The organism is Tranquillimonas rosea, from assembly GCF_900111315.1.
Taxonomy (GTDB): Bacteria; Pseudomonadota; Alphaproteobacteria; order Rhodobacterales; family Rhodobacteraceae; genus Tranquillimonas; species Tranquillimonas rosea.
In genome coordinates this window covers 87183-108611 of record NZ_FOGU01000006.1, presented here as the reverse complement: position 1 = coordinate 108611, position 21429 = coordinate 87183, and the positions used below count along the sequence as shown (strand labels likewise).

The 21429-nt window shown below is 69.7% G+C and carries 16 protein-coding genes and 1 tRNA gene; 12 read left to right on the top strand and 5 right to left on the bottom strand.

Annotated elements, in window-relative coordinates; genetic code table 11:
* Window positions 1-143 precede the first annotated feature (143 nt).
* From BMZ25_RS11500 to BMZ25_RS11480, 5 genes are all read right to left on the bottom strand, one after another.
* On the bottom strand, window positions 144-1670 hold the full coding sequence (locus BMZ25_RS11500) for a malonate--CoA ligase (RefSeq protein WP_092693715.1): 1527 nt from the start codon (window positions 1668-1670) through the stop codon (window positions 144-146).
* 71 nt (window positions 1671-1741) lie between these two features.
* Window positions 1742-2824: a DUF1513 domain-containing protein gene (locus BMZ25_RS11495; RefSeq protein ID WP_092693713.1), complete on the bottom strand. Its 1083-nt coding sequence runs from the start codon at window positions 2822-2824 to the stop codon at window positions 1742-1744.
* A 3-nt stretch (window positions 2825-2827) separates the two neighbouring features.
* Window positions 2828-3814, bottom strand: coding sequence for an imelysin family protein (locus tag BMZ25_RS11490; protein ID WP_092693711.1), 987 nt, complete (start codon window positions 3812-3814; stop codon window positions 2828-2830).
* Between the two features lies 1 nt (window position 3815).
* Window positions 3816-5372: a di-heme oxidoreductase family protein gene (locus BMZ25_RS11485; protein ID WP_092693709.1), complete on the bottom strand. Its 1557-nt coding sequence runs from the start codon at window positions 5370-5372 to the stop codon at window positions 3816-3818.
* Between the two features lie 60 nt (window positions 5373-5432).
* Window positions 5433-6248, bottom strand: coding sequence for a hypothetical protein (locus BMZ25_RS11480; protein WP_092693707.1), 816 nt, complete (start codon window positions 6246-6248; stop codon window positions 5433-5435).
* A gap of 155 nt (window positions 6249-6403) precedes the next feature.
* Between BMZ25_RS11480 and BMZ25_RS11475 the strand changes: the two genes are divergently transcribed.
* The 12 genes from BMZ25_RS11475 (at window position 6404) to BMZ25_RS11420 (ending at window position 21414) form a co-directional block, all read left to right on the top strand.
* Window positions 6404-7504, top strand: a complete 1101-nt coding sequence (locus BMZ25_RS11475; RefSeq protein ID WP_092693705.1) for a GGDEF domain-containing protein — start codon at window positions 6404-6406, stop codon at window positions 7502-7504.
* Between the two features lie 58 nt (window positions 7505-7562).
* Window positions 7563-7636 (top strand) — tRNA-Cys (locus tag BMZ25_RS11470).
* A 181-nt stretch (window positions 7637-7817) separates the two neighbouring features.
* Entirely contained in the window at window positions 7818-8402 is a 585-nt protein-coding gene (locus tag BMZ25_RS11465) for an ANTAR domain-containing response regulator (protein ID WP_092693703.1), read from the top strand.
* Window positions 8399-9577 carry an ABC transporter substrate-binding protein gene (locus BMZ25_RS11460; protein ID WP_092693701.1) on the top strand — a complete coding sequence of 393 codons (1179 nt, stop codon included), beginning with the start codon at window positions 8399-8401 and terminating at the stop codon, window positions 9575-9577. The genes BMZ25_RS11465 and BMZ25_RS11460 overlap by 4 nt, the downstream gene beginning before the upstream one ends.
* Before the next feature lie 282 nt (window positions 9578-9859).
* Window positions 9860-11227: a CmpA/NrtA family ABC transporter substrate-binding protein gene (locus tag BMZ25_RS11455; protein ID WP_092693699.1), complete on the top strand. Its 1368-nt coding sequence runs from the start codon at window positions 9860-9862 to the stop codon at window positions 11225-11227.
* Between the two features lie 127 nt (window positions 11228-11354).
* Complete coding sequence (locus BMZ25_RS11450) at window positions 11355-12437, top strand: ABC transporter permease (protein WP_092693697.1); 1083 nt, start codon at window positions 11355-11357, stop codon at window positions 12435-12437.
* Window positions 12438-12442: 5 nt separating this feature from the next.
* On the top strand, window positions 12443-14113 hold the full coding sequence (locus BMZ25_RS11445) for an ABC transporter ATP-binding protein (protein WP_092693695.1): 1671 nt from the start codon (window positions 12443-12445) through the stop codon (window positions 14111-14113).
* On the top strand, window positions 14113-15048 hold the full coding sequence (locus BMZ25_RS11440) for a GAF domain-containing protein (protein WP_092693693.1): 936 nt from the start codon (window positions 14113-14115) through the stop codon (window positions 15046-15048). Before BMZ25_RS11445 ends, BMZ25_RS11440 begins: the two co-directional genes overlap by 1 nt.
* A 12-nt stretch (window positions 15049-15060) precedes the next feature.
* Window positions 15061-17496, top strand: a complete 2436-nt coding sequence (nirB, locus tag BMZ25_RS11435; protein WP_092693691.1) for a nitrite reductase large subunit NirB — start codon at window positions 15061-15063, stop codon at window positions 17494-17496.
* Window positions 17493-17822, top strand: coding sequence for a nitrite reductase small subunit NirD (nirD, locus tag BMZ25_RS11430; RefSeq protein WP_092693689.1), 330 nt, complete (start codon window positions 17493-17495; stop codon window positions 17820-17822). The genes nirB and nirD overlap by 4 nt, the downstream gene beginning before the upstream one ends.
* Window positions 17822-20446, top strand: a complete 2625-nt coding sequence (locus BMZ25_RS11425) for a nitrate reductase (protein WP_092693687.1) — start codon at window positions 17822-17824, stop codon at window positions 20444-20446. Before nirD ends, BMZ25_RS11425 begins: the two co-directional genes overlap by 1 nt.
* Window positions 20443-21414, top strand: coding sequence for a glycosyl transferase family protein (locus BMZ25_RS11420; RefSeq protein WP_092693685.1), 972 nt, complete (start codon window positions 20443-20445; stop codon window positions 21412-21414). Before BMZ25_RS11425 ends, BMZ25_RS11420 begins: the two co-directional genes overlap by 4 nt.
* The last annotated feature ends 15 nt before the right edge of the window (window positions 21415-21429 follow it).

Below are 21429 nucleotides of genomic sequence, written 5' to 3'. Positions count from 1 at the left end.
GCGCAAGTGACGCTAGAGAACCCAATCAATTGGGGCAAGCTTGACGCCGTGTCGCCTGACATTTGTGCAATTGCGCAGCGCCCCCACAACCGGGGCGGGCGACGGCCGCGCCGACCCAAATGTTAATGTCGGATGACATGGGCCTAGCGGCCGGGTTCACCGTCGAACAGCTCCGCCCAGTCCCGGCGCAGCGCGGCTTTCTGCACCTTGCCCATCGTGTTCCGGGGCAGCGCATCGACCACGGCCAGATGCCTGGGCTGCTTGTATTTCGCCAGCGTCTCGGACAACGCCGCTCCCGCCGCGGCAAGGTCCGGCGTCTCGCCCGGAGCGGGCACCAGCAGCCCGACCACGCCCTCGCCCAGATCGGGATGCGGCACGCCGATCACCGCGCTCTCCAGCACGCCGGGCAGCGCGTCGAGCGCCGTCTCGACCTCCTTGGGATAGACGTTGTACCCGCCCGAGATGATCAGGTCCTTCGCCCGCCCGACGATCGTGACATAGCCGTCCGCGTCGATCTGCCCCAGGTCGCCGGTGATGAAGAAGCCGTCGTCGCGCAGTTCTTCGGCTGTCTTCTCGGGCATCCGCCAGTAGCCCTTGAATACGTTCGGGCCCCGCACCTCGATCACGCCGATTTCGCCCTGCGACAAGGTCTCGCCGGTCTCGGGATCGCAGACCTTCAGTTCGACATCCGGCAGCGGCGGCCCGACCGTGCCCGCGCGGCGTTCGCCGTCATAGGGGTTCGAAGTGTTCATGTTGGTCTCGGTCATCCCGTACCGCTCGAGGATGCGGTGGCCGGTGCGCTCCTCGAAGGCGCGGTGCGTCTCGGCCAGAAGCGGCGCCGAGCCCGAGGTGAAGAGCCGCATGTTCGCGGTGATGTCCCGGTCGAACCGCTCATCGCCGAGCAACCGCGTGTAGAAGGTCGGCACGCCCATCAGCGACGTCGCCTCGGGCAGCCAGTCGATCACCGCGTCGGTGTCGAACTTCGGCAAAAAGATCATCGACCCGCCCACGCGCAGAATCACGTTCGTCGCCACGAACAGACCGTGGGTATGGAAGATCGGGAGCGCATGCAGCAGCACGTCGCGCTCGGTGAAGCGCCAGCACGCGACCAGCGTCTCGGCGTTCGACAGAAGGTTGTTCTGCGTCAGCATCGCCCCCTTCGAGCGCCCGGTCGTCCCCGAGGTGTACAGGAACGCCGCCAGATCCTCGCCGTCGCGGGACACGGTGTCGAAGGCATCGGGCATGTCGCCGGCGATCTCGGACAGGGTGCCGTCCCCCGCCGCGCCCAGCGTCAGAAGCCGCGCCCCTGCCCCTTCGGCCACGTCCTGCAGCGTCTCGGACCGTCCGGGATCGCAGACGAAGATCGCGGCGCCGCTGTTCTCGACGAAGTACGACAGCTCGGCGGGCGTGTAGCCGGTGTTCAGCGGCAAGAAGATCAGCCCGGCCTGCGCGCACGCGGCATAGAGCGCCAGCGCGTCCGCCGATTTCTCGACCTGCACCGCCACCCGCGCGCCGGGTTCGGCGCCGAGACCGCCGAGGACATGGGCGAAGCGGGCCGCGCGGACCAGGAACGCGCCGTAGGTGACGGTCCGGCCGTCGGGAAGCCGAAGGAACGGCGCGCCGCTGCCCGCGTGGCAGCCGAACAGGGTATCGTAGAGCGGGTTCGCCATGGCGCATCCTCCTTGCGGGCCGAGTCTCCTCCGACCCTAACGTCAGGTTTTCGCGCGACGACAGCCCGGTCTCAGACCAGTCCGCCGATCCGGACGATGTGGTTGTCCCACGACCGGGGCCGCTTGCCGAGCGCGTGCATCTCGTGCGCCTCCAGGCCGAACAGCCCGCCCATGCCGTCCGAGGCGACGAACCCGTGCGCCGCCGTGGCGACGCCGCAGATGTCGGCCCGGCGGTGCACCTCGACCAGCTCGCCCGCGTCCGAGAACCGGTGCAGCCGTCCGCCGCGGGGCGAGGTGATGGCCACGGTCCGCCCGTCGCCGTCGAAGGCCACCGAACCGGCATAGCCCTGCATCGCGATCTGTTCGGCAAGGTCGGCACTGGCCAGGACCGGCGGCCGCCCCCGCTGGTGCAGACCCAACAGAGGCGTCGCCGCCGACGCGTCGCCCTGCCATTGCATCGCGAAGGCCACCAGCCCGTCCTCGCGCACGGCGATGTGGCGGATCGAGTTCTTGTGCAGGTCCTCGCGCAGTTCGACCGTTTCCTCCAGCATCCCGTCCGAGGACATGTAGGCGAGGTTCGGCACCATCGTATCGATGTTCAGCTTCTCGCGGCCCCTGTCGGGATGGGTGCGGATGCCGCCATTCCCCACCACCAGCCCGCCATCGGGCCGCAGCAGGATCTCGTGCGGGCCGACCCCGCCCGACGCGACCTCGCCAATCCGGCGGTAGCCGTCCGAGCGGGACCACATGCCAATGCGCCCCTCGCCGGTGGCAACGTCGTTCTCGGTGGTGCACAGCGTGTCACCGTCCAACAGAAATGCCCCGTGCCCGTAGAAGTGCCGCCCCTCGGGCGCCTCCAGCCGCGCCGCCAGCTTGCCCAGCGCGCAGTCGAGGACCAGCGCGAAGGTGCCCGGACGGCGGGCAAAGGCCACCGCCTCGGGCGCCTCGGGATGGGCCGCCGCCGCGTGGCCGCGATCGGGCAGCGGGATGCGGAACAGATCCGCGCCCTGAGCCGTGAGACCGTAGAGCGCGAAGGCCCCGTCCTCGTCCCGTGCGGCGGCGAGATAGGCGGGGCTGCCGGCATCGGCCCAACTGAGACCCGGAATTGCCGCCGCTGCGGCGAGAGAGGCGAGGAAGGCGCGGCGCGTGGTCATCGCTCAGTCTCCGTCCATCGAGTTGAACCCCTGCGAGACGCCCAGCGCGGCGCCGAGTTCGCCGTCCACGGCGCGGCGGATGGCCTCGACGCGCTGCTTCAGCACTTCGACCTCCAGCCGCCCCTGCGGATCGGACACGCCCGCCAGGACCGGATCGTCCAGCTCGCGCGCGGTCTCCAGCGCGGCGTCGAAGGCGGCCTCGGTCTGCGGGATGTCGCCGCTCGACAGCGTCCCGGCCAGCCCGCGCAGCGCCTCGAGCGACAGGATCACGTTGCGCAGGCTCCGGCCCGAGCGGCGGGCCTCGGCCTGTTCGGGACGGGGCCGGTCGAAACTGCCCATCGGGCGGGCCAGCCGCTGCGTCTCGGTGAAGGTCAGCCCGGTCATCAGCGCCGTATAAAGCGCCTGCGCCGCCTCTCGCCGGTCGAGGAAACGGTCGTTCCCCGCCTCGCCCGCCGACCGAAGCGTCGGCGCGAAGTCGTCGCGCCAGGCCGTGTCGACCTCGCCGGCCAACCGCGACAGGTCCACCGCCATCGCCTCGACCAGCCGGCAGACATAGCTGTCGGCTCCGTAGCCGGCATAGTCCTCGCCGTAGAGCAGCCGCTCCATCGCAAAGAGCCCCCGCGCCGCGACCGACACCTCGGCGAAGGCGTCCGCGTCACCAACCACCGGGTCCTCGTCGGCCACGATCCCCGCGATCGCGCGGGGCGCCATGCCCCGGCTGTCGGGCCAGAACGCGATGGCCAGCGTGCGCCCGCCCTCTTCCAGCGGCCCGAGCTGCAGGTGCGAGATCCCCATCCAGGCGTCGAACGCGTCGTTCCAGGCGGGCTTCACCGCCCCGGCGGTGCAATCGTCCCGCGCCGTGTCCGCCAGCGCCGACGTCGCCTCGGCGAAGGACGCGGCGTTCGGCAGGACGTGGTCGTCGATCGCCTCTTCGACGCCCGCCAGCGCCGGGGTTGCGGTCAGCATGAGGGCGGCGAGGGTCAGGCGCATGTCACAGGCTCTCCAGAAAGCGGATCAGCGCAGCGCGATCCGCGGGGGGCATCTCCACGACGCGCGTCCTGGCCGCCTCGGCCTCGCCTCCGTGCCAGAGGATCGCCTCCAGCAATGAGCGCGCGCGCCCGTCGTGCAGGAATTGCGTATGTCCGCTGACCCGCTCGGTCAATCCGATGCCCCAGAGCGGCGGCGTCCGCCACTCGCGCCCGTCGGCCCGCCCCTCGGGCCGTTCGTCGGCCAGGCCCGGCCCCATGTCGTGCAGCAGCATGTCCGTATAGGGCCAGATCAGCTGAAAGCTCTGCTCGGGCTGATCCTCCAGCCGCGAGGTCACGAATTTCGGCCGGTGGCAGCCGGTGCAACCGGTCTCGTAGAACACTTCCTTGCCGCGCAGCACCTTGGGATCATCCACATCACGCCGGGCCGGAACGCCCAGGTTGCGCGAATAGAACGTCACCAGGTCCAGCCCCTCGGCGTCGATCTCGGTGCCTCGTTCGTCGCCGTCGCCGTGGGGCGCGTCGCGGCAGGCCGCCTGCGCCTCGGTGCAATCGCCCGCCGGCGCGTCGAAGACCGGCGAAGAGATGCCGATGTCGCCCGCGAAGGCGCTCGCCGCCTGCTCGCGGATCGTCGGCGCCCCGGCCTTCCAGCCGAACCGCCCCAGCATCGGCCGCCCCTCGTCGAACGACCACACCACCTGCGCCCGGCCCGAGACGCCGTCGCCGTCGGCATCGCCGGGGTCAGCGCCCGCCAGGATGTCCGCCGCCGGAACAGCCTCCAGCAGCCCCAGCCCGATCATCTGCGGGGCGACGCGCGGGCTCAGCATCGCGTCGTCGGCCAGCGGGCCATAGGCGGGATCGGCCATCTCGTAGGACGGCACGCGCAGGCTGGCACTCTCGCCACCCGACAGCGCCATCTCGCGCGCCTCGTAGGTGACGTGCATCTCTCCCTCGCCCGGATGGCCCTGCACGCCCCTGTCCTGGATCTGGCCGCCATAGGTCGGATCGGGGCGGGTCCGCGGGGTGTCGTCGTTGACCGACAGCAGGAACGCCTCGATCTCGCTCATCTCGGCATCGCTCGGCGCCGGGACCGAGATGCGCAGGAACATGCCCGCCGGATCCGTTGCCCCCTCCGGCGCCCGCCCGCGCCCGTCCTTGAGGTGGCAGCGCTGGCAGGACCGCGCATTGTAGAGCGGCCCCAGCCCGTCCGAGGCCAGCGTCGAGGACGGCGACGACACCCAGAGCTTCTTGAACAGCCCGTTGCCCACCTTGAAATCCAGCTCGCGCTCGAACGGGATGTTGCCCGAGGGCTGCGAGAACGCGTCGGCGTTGGTGCGGGCCCGCACCGTGGCCGCGCCCGCCTGGTTCACCTCGAACTGCTCGGCAGCGTCGAACGTCTCGGTGGGCCGGACGATCGCGGCGATCCGCGCGGCCTCGTCTTTGGTGCGCGGGACCACATCCAGGTGCGGCTGGGCGAGATCGTCCCATCCCCCCTGCGCGCCGAGCCCTCCGGCGCTCAGGAAAAGGGCAAGCAGGCTCGAAAGGCAGGCAGGGTGTCGCATAATCCCGACTGTTAAGGTGGGGTATTCCCGGTGTCCAGCCCGTTCTAGGGTCCGACCCGCTCAGGACGCCGCGCTATTGCGCGCCGCGCGGAACCGTCGCCAGACGCCGAGATGCTCGATGGCGTAGCGGACGGCGTAGTCATTGGCCGAGTCCCGATCGTATCCCTTGTAGGCGTACCGGATCAGCGCGTCCCGCCGCCGGCCCACCTTGGCCCCCTCGCGCACGATGTTCCCCGCCCGCGCCCCATCGGCGCGTCCCGTCCAGACGATCGGCGTGCCGGTCCGCGCCAGGCAGGCCGACAGCCACACGTCGTCCACCGTCCAGACGACGTCCGGGATGTCCTGCACCAGCGCGTCGAAGAAGCGAGGCTTCACCAGCACCCCGCCAAAGCCGGCCACGACGCAGAACTCGGGCGGCAGGTTGGTGCCCGCGATCCGCCGCCTCAGCCGTTCCGCCAGCCCCACGCGATCCTCGCCCGTCGCGTGCATCCTGTAGGCCTGCGTCGCGACCGACATCACCTCGTCGGCGATGCAGGCACGCGGATAGCGGTCGCCCTGTGCGGCGAGACGCGCCAGCCAGTCCGGCGGATAGACCTTGTCGTCGTCGCAATAGACGAGGCGGGTATCGGGCGCGTGGCGGGTAAGCGCCGGCAGGATCTTCGTCGCCGGACCCATGTCCTCGCACTCGATCACCTCGAACGCGGCGGGTACGTCCTGCTTGCGCAGGCGGCCCAGCTTGCGCTTCTTGTAGCGCCGCGGAACGTACAGCTCGACCCGATCGGGCGTCAGGGTCTGCCGCTCCAGCCCCGCAAGGAAATCCCCCAGCGTGTCCACGCGGGAGGGAATGGTCGTGAGGCTGACGACAAGGTCGGACACGGGAACGGGCGCTCCGGAAAAGGGCGGGTGAGGCACAGCCCTATCAAGCCCCGAGCCGACGCACCAGCGCCGCCCCGCGCCGCGCCGTCGCAGCCTCCTTTCAATCCGGTTAACGGGAGGGCATAGCAGGCGCGCAACAAGGTTCGGTCCACCCCATGGAATACGCCCTATCCGTTTTTGACGCTCTCGGAACGATGGCACTGGCGACGCTCGCCTACAGCACGCTCCAGCGCCTGGGCTGGGAGAAATGGCAGCGTCACGTCCTGGCCGGGGCGGTGTTCGGCCTTGGCGCGGCGCTCGAGATGCTGCAGCCGACGGTGCTGGAACAGGGGTTCATCCTCGACAACCGCAGCCTGTTCGTCGCCTTCGCCGGCGTGTTCCTCGGCCCGCTCGGCGCAGCGACGGCGCTGTCGGTCGGGATCGTCACGCGCCTGGCCATCGGCGGCGCAGGGGCGCCGTTCGGCGTCCTGACGATGGTGATCGCCGCCGCGATCGGGCTGATATGGTCGCACCCAAGGCTGCGGCCCGAGCGCTTTCGCCTCGTCCACCATGTCGCGATGGGCCTGACCATCTCGCTGTCGCTGGTCACTCTCGTGTTCGCCCCCGATCCGTGGCTCGGCGGTACGATCGTGCAACTCGTCGGCACGCTGGTCCTCGCGAATGTCCTCGGCTCGCTCGTGTTCGGCGCCGCGCTCGAATCCGCCCGCCACCGCGCCCGGTTCGAGCGCAGCCTCTACGAGACGATCGAGCGCGACTTCCTGACAGGGCTCACCAACCGCCGCGGCTTCACACGCCTGTTCGGCGAGACGCGGCGCAAGAGCTTTCGCCGCGGCACGGCCCTGCTCGTCACCGACCTCGACCATTTCAAGCGGATCAACGACACCTACGGTCACGGGCTGGGCGACGAGGTGCTCGTCGCCGCCGCCCAGGCGATGCGGTCGGTGGTCCGCGCCGACGACATCGTGGCCCGCGTCGGCGGCGAGGAATTCGCCGTCCTGATGCCCGACGTGGCCGAGGCCGACGCCGCCCGCGCCGCCGAGCGCCTGCGCACCGTGATCGAGCGCGAGGCCCGCCCCCGCTCCCGCCCCGACATCGGCGTCACCGCCAGCATCGGGGGCGCGCATTTCGACGACCTGCCCGAACTGCCCGAGGCCTTCGGCGCCGCCGACGACCGCCTCTACGCCGCCAAGAACGACGGCCGCAACGCGATCCGCCTCGTCGCCCTGCCCGGCGCCCGCCTGCAGACCGGCACCTGACACCCCGCCCCTTGCGCCGCCCGCGCGCATCGTCTAGAGCCTTGAAAACCACCACGAAGGCGAGTTGGCGGAGTGGTTACGCAGCGGATTGCAAATCCGTCTACACCGGTTCGATTCCGGTACTCGCCTCCACCGCTTCCCCGCAAATCCCTGACGCTCAAGACGTTTCCCCGGCGGGCGCGCGTCGGCGCGTTGCACAAATTGCGGGCAGTCGCGCGGTCTGTCGCGCAAACGGGCGCGCGCCGGGGTCGCGGATGATTGAACCCGCCGCCGAATCCATGCTGCATCGCAACATGCACCGGACCGCCGCCCCATGAGTGACCGTCTCTCCGTCGTCGTCGTCGAACAGGACCGCGAGCGCGCGCTGCTGATCGTGGACAGCCTGCGCGACGCGGGCGATTTCGACATCCACGTGATCTCGGAACAGACCGGGCTTGCCCGGCGCATCTCCGAGCGCGACCCCGACGTGGTGCTGATCGACATCGCCAACCCCTCGCGCGACACGCTCGAAGAGCTCACCCTCGCCTCCAGCCCGCTGGAGCGGCCCGTGGCGATGTTCGTGGACCGCAGCGAGGCGAACCTGACCAAGGCCGCGATCGAGGCCGGCGTCTCGGCCTATGTCGTCGACGGCATGCGCGCCGACAGGCTGAAGCCCGTGCTCGACGCCGCCGTCGCCCGCTTCCACATGTTCCGCCAGATGCGGACCGAGCTTGCGACCACCAAGCGCGCGCTCGAGGAGCGCAAGGTCATCGACCGCGCCAAGGGCCTGCTGATGAAGGCCCGCGGACTGGACGAGGACGAGGCCTACGCGCTGTTGCGCAAGACGGCGATGGACCAGGGGCGCAAGGTCGCCGACGTGGCCGAAGCGCTGGTCACGGCGGCAGGGCTCCTGTCATGAGCCAGCCGGTGCTCTCGGCGGGATTCATCCCGCTCGTCGATGCCGCCCCCTTGGTGGTGGCGCACGAGATGGGCTTCGCCCGGGCCGAGGGGATCGCGTTGGACCTCGTGCGCGCGCCCTCGTGGTCGTCCCTGCGCGACATGCTGGCCTTCGGCCGGGTCGAGGCGGCGCACATGCTCTCGCCGGTGCCGGTGGCGATGGCGCTGGGGCTGGGCGGCATCGCCACGCGGCTGTCGGCGCCGCTCCTGCTGTCGCTCAACGGAGAGGTCATCGGCGTCAGCCGCACGCTCGCCGCGCGGATGCGCGGGGCGGCGTTCGACTTCGCTTTCGACGACGCCCGCGCCGCCGGGCTGGCGCTGATCGCCGCCGCCGAGGGGCGCCTGCGCATCGGTGTGCCCTTCCCCTTCTCGATGCATGCCGAGCTTCTGTATTACTGGCTGTCCGCCCTCGGCCTGCCCGCGCCGCAGGCTGTCGACATCCACACCGTGCCCCCGCCGCTGATGGCCGAGGCGATCGCCGCAGGCGAGATCGACGCCTTCTGCGTGGGCGAGCCCTGGGGCTCCATCGCGGTCGAGAACGGCGTGGGCGAGCTGCTGCTGCCGGGCACCGCGATCTGGGCCTCCGCGCCGGAGAAGGTGCTGGCCGTGCGCGAGGACTGGGCCGCGTCCGAGGATCAGCTTCTGGGCCGGCTGATGCGGGCGCTGTGGCGGGCGGGCCGCTGGCTGGGCGACCCCGCCAGCCGCACCACCGCCGCCGAGCTGTTGTCGCGCGAGGCGTATCTGAACGTCCCGGCCGAAGTGATCGACCGCGCCCTCGCGGGCCGGCTTACGGTCTCGGCCACGGGCGAGGCGCGGCGCGTCGAGCGCTTCATCGAGTTCCACCACGGCGCCGCGAACTTCCCCTGGCGCTCGCAGGCCGCCTGGATCGGCCGGCAGCTGGCCGCGCGCACCGGGCTGAACCGGACCGAGGCCAGCCGCACCGCACGCGACGTGTTCCGCACCGACCTCTACCGCCGCCTGCTCTCCCCCACCGGGGCCGAGATGCCCGGCGCCTCGGAAAAGCTCGAGGGCGCGATCGACTCGCCGATCCCCGCCGCGTCGGAAACCGGACGGCTCTTCCTTCAGCGCGACCGGTTTTTCGATGGCCGGATTTTTGATCCCTCGGCGGACGAGTGACCAAATTCTCATCACTGCCGGGCCCATGATCCGGCGCGGCCGGCCGGAAATGCCGCCGTGCGGCAATTCCGTCTTGCCGGGAATCGCACGCTGTCCCAATCAGGACGTGTCAGCAGGCAACGGCGCCTGACGGACGGACTTCTCCCAACGACTGGGTGATCTGAGCAAGGCTGCTCGACGCTCTTCGCACGATTTTCGCGTGCGGGGTGTGTCCAGCGGCCTTTTTTTGTTTGCCCGGATGCCAGTTCGCTCACGGTCCGGGCCCAAAGGGGACGATACCGAATGAACCGCATTCTCGCAGGTCTCGCCGCCAGCACGCTCCTGACCGGCGCCGCCACCGCACAGACGCTGGAGCTTGAGAAGGACGTGCTGACCTTCGGCTTCATCAAGCTCACCGACATGGCGCCGCTCGCCGTCGCCTATGAACAGGGATACTTCTTCGACGAGGGCCTCTTCGTCACGCTCGAGGCGCAGGCCAACTGGAAGGTTCTGCTCGACGGGGTGATCGACGGACAGCTCGACGGCGCGCACATGCTGGCCGGTCAGCCGCTGGCCGCGACCATCGGCTACGGCACCGAGGCGCACATCGTCACGCCCTTCTCGATGGATCTCAACGGCAACGGCATCACCGTGTCCAACGCCGTCTGGGAACAGATGAAACCCAACATACCCGAGAACGCCGACGGCCTGCCCAAGCACCCGATCTCGGCCGAGGCGATGGCCCCCGTGGTCGAAGAGTTCGGCAACCGCGGCGAGCGCTTCAACATGGGGATGGTCTTCCCCGTCTCGACCCACAATTACGAGCTGCGCTACTGGCTGGCCGCCGGTGGCATCCATCCCGGCTATTACGGCCCCGAGAACGTCACCGGCCAGATCGACGCCGACGTGTTCCTCTCGGTCACGCCGCCGCCGCAGATGCCCGCCACGCTCGAGGCCGGGACGATCCACGGCTATTGCGTGGGCGAGCCCTGGAACCAGCAGGCGGTGTTCAAGGACATAGGCGTGCCGGTGATCACCGACTACGAGATCTGGAAGAACAACCCCGAGAAGGTGTTCGGCCTGACCGCCGCCTTCACCGAGGAGAACCCCAACACCACCATCGCCGTGACCAAGGCGCTGATCCGCGCCGCGATGTGGCTGGACGAGAACGGCAACGCGAACCGCGACGAGGCGGTCGAGATTCTCTCGCGTCCCGAATATGTCGGCGCCGACGAAGAGGTCATCGCCAACTCGATGACCGGCACCTTCGAGTATGAAAAGGGCGACACCCGCGAGGTGCCCGACTTCAACGTGTTCTTCCGCTACAACGCCACGTACCCGTTCTACTCGGACGCGATCTGGTATCTCACCCAGATGCGCCGCTGGGGCCAGATCGAAGAGGCCAAGGACGACGGCTGGTACGACGAGATCGCCCGCTCGGTCTACAAGCCCGCGATCTATCTCGAGGCCGCCCGCCAGCTGGTCGACGAGGGCCACGCCGCAGAATCCGACTTCCCCTGGGACAGCGACGGCTACCGCGCACCGACCCCGGCCTCCGACATCATCGACGGCATCCCCTACGACGGGCGCGCACCGAACGCGTATCTCGAAAGCCTGCCGATCGGGCTCAAGGGCGACCAGAAGATCGTCGGCAACGAGGTGCAGGGCTGACCTGCGCGGCGCGTCCCGCCGGCCCGCCGCCGGGACGCGCGCCCGCACGATCGTATGACGCCCTGTGCACGCGCGGTGCACGCCCTGTGCACGCCTGGTGCCCCCGTTCTTTTCGAGGACAGACAGCATGACCGCCATCGACCCGAACTCTCTCGAAGCCGACCACAAGGAAGCGCGCCGCGCCCAGTGGTTCACCCGCATCAACAAGGCCGACGCCTGGTTCAAGGTTCTGGGCCTCTCCTGGATGACCCCGATCCTCAAGGCCGCCGCCGGCGACAACCCGCGGGCGCAAGTCTCTGAAATATGGCGGCTTCTCGGCGTTCCTCTCGTCGCCATCGCCGGCTTCCTCGCGCTCTGGGCTATTCTCGCCCCGCAGGTCCAGACCTCGCTCGGCGCCATCCCCGGCCCCGCCGCCGTCTGGACCGAGACAGTGAACCTGCACGAGGACGCCCAGCGCAAGGCCCAGCGCAAGGCCACCTTCCAGGAGCGCGTTGATGAACGAAATCAACAGCTTATAGACGCCGGCCGCGCCGACGAGGTGCGCGAGATCGGTTATACCGGGGCGCCCTCGTACTATGATCAGATCTGGACCTCGATCCAGACGGTGTTCTTCGGCTTCCTCCTCGCCAGCGCCGTCGCCATCCCCCTCGGCATCCTGGCGGGCCTCTCCGCCACCGCCAACGCGGCGCTCAACCCCTTGATTCAAATATTCAAACCGGTCTCGCCGCTGGCCTGGCTGCCGATCGTCACGATGGTCGTCTCGGCCGTCGCCGCCTCGGACGGGGGCCTCTTCGCCAAGTCGTTCCTCGTCTCCGCGATCACCGTCACGCTCTGCTCGCTGTGGCCCACGCTGATCAACACCGCGCTGGGGGTGGCATCGATCGACAAGGATCTCGTGAACGTCTCCAAGGTATTGAAGATGAACACTTATTCCAAGATCACCAAGCTCGTCCTGCCCTCCGCCCTGCCGCTGATCTTCACCGGCCTGCGCCTGTCGCTCGGGGTCGGCTGGATGGTCCTGATTGCCGCCGAAATGCTCGCCCAGAACCCCGGTCTCGGCAAGTTCGTCTGGGACGAGTTCCAGAACGGCTCCTCCCAGTCCCTCGCCCGCATCATGGTCGCCGTCCTGACCATCGGCATCATCGGCTTCCTGCTCGACCGGATCATGTTCGCGCTGCAGTCGCTCTTCACCTTCTCGGCCAATCGGTGACCGCCATGAGCATCCTGACTTTGAACAACGTTTCCAAGGGCTTCGGCGAAGGCCTGTCCCGCGCCGAAGTGCTCCGCGGCATCGATATGGAGGTAGCCGAGGGCGAATTCCTGGCGATCCTCGGCTTCTCCGGCACCGGCAAGACGACACTGATGAACCTCCTCGCCGGGCTCGAGACGCCCGACACAGGCAGCGTCGCCTTCAAGGGCGCGCCGGTGCAGGGTCCGGGGCCCGAGCGCGGCATGGTGTTCCAGAGCTACAGCCTGATGCCGTGGCTGACCGTCACCGGCAACGTCATGCTCGCCGTCGACGCCGTGGCCCCGCAACTGAAGAAGGCGGAAAAGGCAGAGCGGGCAAGGACTTATATCGAGATGGTGGGTCTCACCCACGCCGCCCAGCGCCGGCCCTCCGAGCTGTCGGGCGGCATGCGCCAGCGCGTCGCCGTGGCGCGTGCGCTGGCGATGGACCCCGAGATGCTGCTGCTCGACGAACCGCTCTCGGCCCTCGACGCGCTCACCCGCGCGAACCTGGCGGACGAGATCCTGCACATCTGGGAACGCGACCGGAAAACCTGCGTCCTCATCACCAACGACGTGGACGAGGCGATCCTCCTGGCCGACCGCATCGTGCCGCTGAACCCCGACGGCACGCTCGGCGACGCCATCCCCGTCGACATCCCCCGCCCCCGCGACCGCAGTGCGATGAACCACGACGAGGCGTTCAAGCGCCTGCGCGCCCGGGTGACGGGCTATCTGATGGACGTCGGAATCGCCGCCAAGGTCGAGGGCACCCGCGCCCTGCCCGACGTCACCCCGATCCACGGCCTTCCCGCCGCCCAGGCACGGGCGCAGCAGGGCATGATCGAAGAGCGTTTCCTCGATTTCAGCCAGCTGCACAAGGTCTACCCCACGCCAAAGGGCCCGCTCACCGTGGTCGAGGATTTCGATCTGAAGGTGAACAAGGGCGAGTTCATCTCGCTGATCGGCCATTCGGGCTGCGGCAAGTCCACCGTGCTGACGATGGCGGCGGGGCTGAACGACATCTCGAAGGGCGCGATCAAGCTCGACGGCCGCGCGGTCGAGGGCGCCGACCCCGAGCGGGCGGTGGTGTTCCAGTCGCCCTCGCTGTTCCCGTGGCTGACCGCGAAGGAGAACGTCAGTGTCGGCGCGGACCGTGTCTATCCCCGCGCGTCGCAATCCGAACGGCAGGACGTGGTCGAGTACTACCTCGAGAGGGTCGGTCTCGCCGACAGCATGGACCGGCCCGCCAGCGATCTCTCGAACGGGATGAAGCAGCGGGTGGGCATCGCGCGGGCCTTCGCGCTCAGCCCCAAGCTGCTATTGCTGGACGAACCGTTCGGCATGCTGGACAGCCTCACAAGGTGGGAGCTGCAGGAAGTGCTGATGGAGGTCTGGTCGCGCACCCGCGTGACCGCGGTCTGCGTCACCCACGACGTCGACGAGGCGATCCTGCTGGCCGACCGGGTCGTGATGATGACCAACGGCCCGCAGGCGACCATCGGCAAGGTGCTGGACGTCGACCTGCCGCGTCCGCGAACCCGCAAGGCGCTGCTCGAGCATCCCGACTACTACCTGTACCGCGAGCAGGTCCTGACCTTCCTCGAAGACTACGAACAAGGCGGCGCCAAGCCGGCCCCCCGGAAGGAGGCCGCGTGATGGAGACCGCGACCGACACCACCACCCGCACCTTCATCCAGGTGAGCGAGGTCTGGGTGCCCCAGGGGGACTCGCTGAAGCTGGCCGCCGGCGATTACGGCGACCTCGCCCTCTTTGAAGAGGCGTCGCGGCAAGAGACCTTCGCCAGGGGCGAGGGCCTGCCGGGCAAGGCCTGGGCCGAGGCGCGCCCCGTCGTCCTCAAGGACCTCGACGGCAGCTATTTCAAGCGCGCCGACGCCGCCCGCGCGGCGGGTCTGACCAGCGCGGTCGCCGTACCGGTTTTCGACGGCAAGGCGCTCAAGGCCGTGCTCGTCGTGATCTGCAGCGATGACGACACCCGTACGGGCGCCATCGAGGTCTGGTCGGAAAAGGACGGCCTGCTGATGCTGGACGACGGCTATTACGGCGCCGCCAAGCACTTCGAGTGGGTCTCGCAGCACACCCATTTCCCGCGCGGACAGGGTCTGCCCGGCGGCGTCTGGGCGGCGGAAACGCCGATGCTGCTGCGCGACCTGGGCTCGGGCTATCGGTTCATCCGGGCAGACAGCGCCGGCAAGGCCGGGCTGACCACCGGCCTCGGCGTGCCGATCCCGGTGCCCGGAGGGCGCACCTACGTGCTGACCCTGCTGTCGGCGCGCGGCACGCCCATCGCCCGCCGCTTCGAACTGTGGGACGCCCGCGCCGCACGGGTCGGCAAGGCGCACGACGCGGTCCTGGTCGACGGGATCTGTGCGCGCGAGGGCGCGCTGTGGGATCCCGACAACGCCGGCAACGAGCCGCAGGTTACCGCATGGCAGGGGCCGATCGGCCGCGTGCTGGGCACCGGCGCTCCCGTCGTCGAAACCGAGACACACCCCGCCGGATACGCCTCGATGGTCGCGCTCCCGATCCACAAGGACGGAGAGCTCGCACACATCGTCGCGTGGTATTGCTGAGGAGATTGACCGATGCAGAAACTGGTCGTCATCGGTGCTGGCATGGCCTCGGGCCGTGTGCTGGAGCACCTCTTCGAAACCGATCCCGACGCCTACGACGTCACGCTGTTCAACGCCGAGCCGCGCGGGAACTACAACCGCATCATGCTCTCCCCCGTGCTCTCGGGCGAGAAGAGCTATGACGAGATCGTCACCCACGACGACGACTGGTACGGCGAACGGAACATCACCTGCCGCTTCGGCGAGCGGGTGATGGGCATCGACCGCGCCCGCAAGGTCGTGATCGGCGAGCATGGCGAGGCGCCCTACGACAAGCTGATCCTCGGCACCGGATCCGACCCGTTCATCATCCCGATCGAGGGGCATGATCTGCCCGGTGTCATCTCGTACCGCGATCTCGACGACACCAATGCGATGATCGAGGCATCCGGCGCGCCTGGCGGCAGCGCCGTGGTGATCGGCGGTGGGCTGCTCGGGCTGGAAGCGGCCGCGGGCCTGCGCCTGCGCGGAATGGAGGTGACGGTGCTGCACCTTGCCGGGCACCTGATGGAACGCCAGCTCGACGAGGCGGCGGGTTACCTCCTGCAGAAGGACCTTGAGAAGCGCGGCATCACCGTGCTGACCGGTGCCTCGACCAAGGCGATCCGGGGCACCGACCAGGTCGAGGGCGTCACGCTGGAGGACGGCACCGAGATCGACGCCGGACTCGTGGTGATGGCCGTGGGCATCCGCCCCGCCGCGACGCTCGCCAAGGAGGCCGGTCTGGAGGTCGGCAAGGCGGTGAAGGTCGACGCGCAGATGCAGACCTCGGACCCCGACATCTACGCCGTCGGCGAATGCGTCGAGTTCGACGGCACGCTCTTCGGTCTCGTGGCGCCGCTCTACGAACAGGCCAGGGTGCTGGCCCGGACCCTTGCGGGGGAAGAGGACGCCTTCGTCGTCAAGCAGCTGTCGACCAAGCTGAAGGTCACCGGCTGCGACCTGTTCAGCGCGGGCGACTTCGCCGAGGGCGAAGGCCGCGAGGACATCGTGTTCCGCGATCCCGCGCGCGGCGTCTACAAGCGGCTGGTGATCGAGGACGACAAGCTGGTCGGCGCTGTGATGTACGGCGACACCGCCGACAGCAACTGGTTCTTCGGTCTGATCAAGGACGGCACCGAGATCGAGGAGATGCGCGAGACGCTGATCTTCGGCCCCGGTTTCCAGGGCGGCGCCGCCGCCGACCCTATGGCGGCCGTTGCAGCCTTACCGCCTGAGGCGGAGATCTGCGGCTGCAACGGCGTCTGCAAGGGGCAGATCGTCGATGCCATCCAGGACGGCGCGACCGACCTCGGCACGGTCAAGACCGCGACCAAGGCCAGCGCGTCCTGCGGCACCTGCACCAACCTCGTCGAGCAGCTGCTGTCGGTCACGCTTGGGGCCGACTATGCCGGCCAGGGCGCCCAGCCCGTCTGCGGTTGCACCGACTTGTCCCACGAGGACGTGCGCCGACTGATCAAGTCGCAGGAGCTGAAATCCCAGCCCGCCGTCTGGCAGGAGCTGGCGTGGAAGACGCCGAACGGCTGCCATGTCTGCCGGCCCGCGATCAATTACTACCTCCTCGCGGACTGGCCGCTGGAGTATGCCGACGACCCGCAGAGCCGGTTCGTCAACGAGCGCAACCACGCCAACATCCAGAAGGACGGCACCTATTCCGTCGTGCCCCGGATGTGGGGCGGGCTGACCAACGCGGACGAGCTGCGCGCCATCGCCGACGCGGCCGAGAAATACGCGGTCCAGACCGTCAAGGTCACCGGCGGCCAGCGCATCGACCTTCTGGGCGTCAAGAAGGAGGACCTGCCCGCGATCTGGTCCGACCTCAACGCCGCCGGGCTGGTGTCGGGCCACGCCTATTCCAAGGGCCTGCGCACCGTGAAGACCTGCGTCGGCCGCGAGCACTGCCGCTTCGGCACGCAGGATTCCACCGCGCTCGGCGTGCAGCTGGAAAAGCGGCTCTGGGGCTCATGGACGCCGCACAAGGTCAAGCTGGGCGTCTCGGGCTGCCCCCGGAACTGCGCCGAGGCGACGTGCAAGGATATCGGCATCGTCTGCGTCGAGAGCGGGTTCGAGATCGGCGTCGGCGGCGCCGCCGGGATGGACGTGAAAGAGGTCGAACCGCTGGTCAAGGTCGCCACCGAGGACGAGGCCGAGGCCTGGGTCGTCGCCTTCGTGCAGCTCTACCGCGAGCACGCGAAATACCTCGACCGTGCCTACAAGTGGATCGCCAAGGTCGGGCTGGACTGGGTCCGCGAGACTCTGTCGGACGACGCCACGCGCGCCGCGCTGGTCGAGCGGTTCGACCTGAGCCAGTCCGTCTATCAGAAGGACCCCTGGGCCGAGCGGAGCGACGCCAAGACACGCCGCGACTACGCTCCGCTGGCCGATTTCACCCTGGAGGCTGCGGAATGAACTGGATCGACATCGGCGCTCTGGACGACATCCCCCTGCGCGGCGCCCGCCGGATCAAGACCCAATCGGGCTGCATCGCCGTGTTCCGCACCGCGGATGACGAGGTCTTCGCCACCGGCAACCGCTGCGCCCACCTGGGTGGCCCGCTCAGCGAGGGGATCGTGCATGACCGAAAGGTGACCTGCCCGCTGCACAACTGGGTCTACGACCTGGAAACCGGCAAGGCGCAGGGCGCCGACGAGGGCGGCATCCCGACCTACGCGGTCCGCGTCGAGGACGGGCGCGTTATGCTCGACGCCGCCGCCCTCGCCCGCGACGCCGCCTGATGGCCGAGGGGGAACCCATCCGGTCGACCTGCGCCTATTGCGGCGTCGGGTGCGGTGTCCTGCTGACGCCGGGGGCCGAGGGGCTGTCGGTCGCGGGCGACCCCGACCATCCGGCCAATCACGGGCGGCTCTGCTCGAAGGGCGCGGCGCTGGCCGAGACGGTGGGCCACGCCGACCGTCTGCTGCATCCGCAGGTCGACGGGATCGAGACGGGATGGGACCGGGCGCTCGACCACGTGGCCGAGCGGTTCCGGCAAACGCTGCGAGAGCACGGCCCCGACAGCGTCGCCTTCTATGTCTCGGGCCAGATGCTGACCGAGGATTACTACGTCGCCAACAAGCTGATGAAGGGTTTCATCGGTTCGGCGAACATCGACACCAATTCGCGCCTCTGCATGGCCTCGACCGTCGCCGGGCACCGCCGGGCGTTCGGCACCGACACGGTGCCGGGCACCTACGAGGACCTCGAAGAGGCCGACCTCGTGGTGCTGGTGGGTTCGAACCTCGCCTGGTGCCACCCTGTCCTCTGCCAGCGGCTCGCGGCGGCCAAGGCGGCGCGGCCGGGCCTGCGCGTGGTCAACATCGACCCGCGCCGCACGCCGACCTGCGACCTGGCCGACCTGCACCTGCCGGTGGCGCCAGGCGAGGACGTGGCGCTGTTCAACGGCCTGCTCGCCGCCATCGACGCGCGGGGGGCGACCGACGCCGCCTACCTGGCACATGTCGAGGGCCTCGACGCCGCGCTCGATACCGCGCGCGCGGACGATCCCGCACGGACCGGCCTGGACGCGAGCCTGCTGGAGCGCTTCTACGGACTGTGGTGCCGCACCGAAAAGGTCGTCACCGTCTTCAGCCAGGGCGTGAACCAGTCCACCAGCGGCACCGACAAGGTGAACGCGATCCTCAACTGCCATCTCGCCACCGGGCGGATCGGCCGGCCGGGGATGGGGCCGTTCTCGGTCACCGGGCAGCCGAACGCCATGGGCGGGCGCGAGGTCGGCGGACTGGCGAACATGCTGGCCTGCCACCTGGAGCTCGAGGATCCCGTCGCCCGCGCCGCGGTGCGCGACTTCTGGGATGCGCCGCGGATGCCCGAACGTCCGGGCCGCAAGGCGGTGGAGCTGTTCCGCGGCGTCGAAAGCGGCGCGATCCGTGCGCTGTGGATCATCAACACCAACCCGGCCGTCTCGATGCCCGAGGCAGACCGGGTGCGCGACGCCATCGCCGCCTGCCCCTTCACGGTCGTCAGCGACATCACCGCGCGGACCGACACCGCCCGGCTGGCGCATGTCCTGCTGCCCGCCGCCGCGTGGGGCGAAAAGGACGGCACGGTGACGAATTCCGACCGTACGATCAGCCGGCAGCGGGCCGCCCTGTCCGCGCCCGGCACGGCGCGGCCCGACTGGGCGATCCTTGCCGGTGTCGGGCAGCGGATGGGCTGGGTCCGCGCCTTCGACTATGATGGGCCGGCCGAGATCTTTCGCGAACACGCCACCCTCTCGGGCGTGGCGGCGCGGCTGGGCCGCGACTTCGACATTTCCGCGCTGTCAGACATCTCGGATGCCGGATACGCCGCCCTCTCGCCAGTCCGCTGGCCGGTCACCGCCACACGCACGGGCGGGCGGTTCTTCGGCGACGGACGGTTCTTTACCCCTTCCGGCAAGGGCCGCATGGTCCCGGTCAGCGCACGCGCCCCGGCCTCGGTCGCCAGCGCCGACTATCCCTTCCGCTTCAACACCGGCCGCATCCGCGACCAGTGGCACACGATGACCCGCTCGGGCGTCTCACCGCGTCTCAGCCGGCACCTGGCCGAGCCGTTTCTCGAAATCCATCCCGACGACGCCACGCGTCTCGGCCTCGCCCCCGCCGGCCTCGCCGACGTCACCAGCCCGCACGGCGCCTGCGTGCTGCGCGTCCTGGTGACCGACCGCGTCCGCCGCGGAGAGGTCTTCGCCCCGATCCACTGGACGGCCGAGACGGCGCCCTCGGGCCGCGTCGACGCGCTGGTCGCGGCCGAGGTCGACCCCGTTTCCGGACAGCCCGAAAGCAAGGCCTCGGTCGTCTCCGTCGCCCCGTTCCAGGCGGCGTGGCATGCCTTCGCCGTCTCGGCCCTGCGCGCGACGCCGCGCTGCGAGTACTGGGCACGGGCGCGGAGCGAAAAGGGCTGGCGGCTGGAACTCGCCGGTCGCGCGCGGCCAATGGACTGGGAAGCGACGGCGCGGGCGCTCTTCGACCTGCCCGACGCCACGGTGCAAAGCGTCGCCGACCCCGCCCGCGGCCTCACGCGGCTGGCCTTCAGCGAGAACGGGCGCCTCGTCGCCGCCCTCTTCGTCGGGCTCGAGCCGGTCGCGCTCTCGCGCGAACACCTCGCCGGCCTGCTGGGCGACGCCGCCGAAACGCCACTGTCGGGCCGCCCCGGCGCGGACATGCCGGACCCGGGACCGGTGCTGTGCTCTTGTCTCAATGTCGGGATGAACACCATCCTGTCAGCGATCGAGAGCGGCGATGCGCTGAGCGTCGAGCAGATCGGCACGGCGCTCGGCGCGGGGACCAACTGCGGGTCCTGCAAACCCGAGATCGCCGCCCTGCTGTCGCAGGCGGCGGCAAAGGAGGCGGCGGAATGACACTAGCTCCCTATGTCCGAATCCTCGGACGCGGCCAGGGCCGGGCCCGGTCGATGACCATCGACGAGGCGACCGGCGCGATGGAGGCGATGATGGCCCCCGACGCGGCGCCCGAGGCCATCGGCGCGATCCTCATGCTGTTGCGCATGAAGGGCGAGACGGCAGAGGAGATCGCCGGTTTCGCGGCCGGCGCGCGGAGTAGCCTGCCCGATTGGCCCGGCCCGGCCCCGGCGCTCGACTGGCCGACATATGCCGCCGGGCGCAGCCGCGGCCTGCCGTGGTTCCTGCTGGCGGCGCGGCTTGTCGCGCAGGCGGGCGTGCCGGTGCTGCTGCACGGCTGGAACAGCCACCAATCCCCTGGCGCGAATGTCCGCGACGCACTGCCCGAGGCGGGAATACCGCGGGCGGCGGACATCCCCGACGCCGCGGCGCGCCTGGCGCGGGGCGGGATCGTCTACCTGCCGCTCGAGGCGCTGTCGCCGCGGCTGATGGAGCTTCTGCGCCTACGCGACGTCCTGGGCCTGCGCTCGTGCATCAACACGACGCTGCGGATGCTGAACCCCGCCGGCGCCCCCGCTGCGGTGCAGGGCGTCTTTCACCCACCCTACCGCGAGTTGCAGAGCGATGCCGCCGGCATCCTCGGGCTGAAGGAGCTGACCGTGCTCAAGGGCGGCGGCGGCGAGTTCGAGCATCACCCCGCCAAGGACATCGCCATCTTCGGCCTGCGCGACGGGCAGAGCTGGACCGGAGGCACCGGCACGCTGGTCGACGCCCATCAGCGTCTGGCCGACGCGCCGACCGAACCGGGCGCTCTGAGCGCCCTGTGGGAGGGGCGGCTGCAGGACGAGTTCGCCGAGAGCATCGTGCTCAGCACGGCGGCGCTGGCACTGGACACCGTCGGCGCGACCGACGACGGCGCGGCTATGGCACGCGCGCTTTGGGACGACCGGTCGCGACGGGCGGCCTGACACCGGGAGAGACGA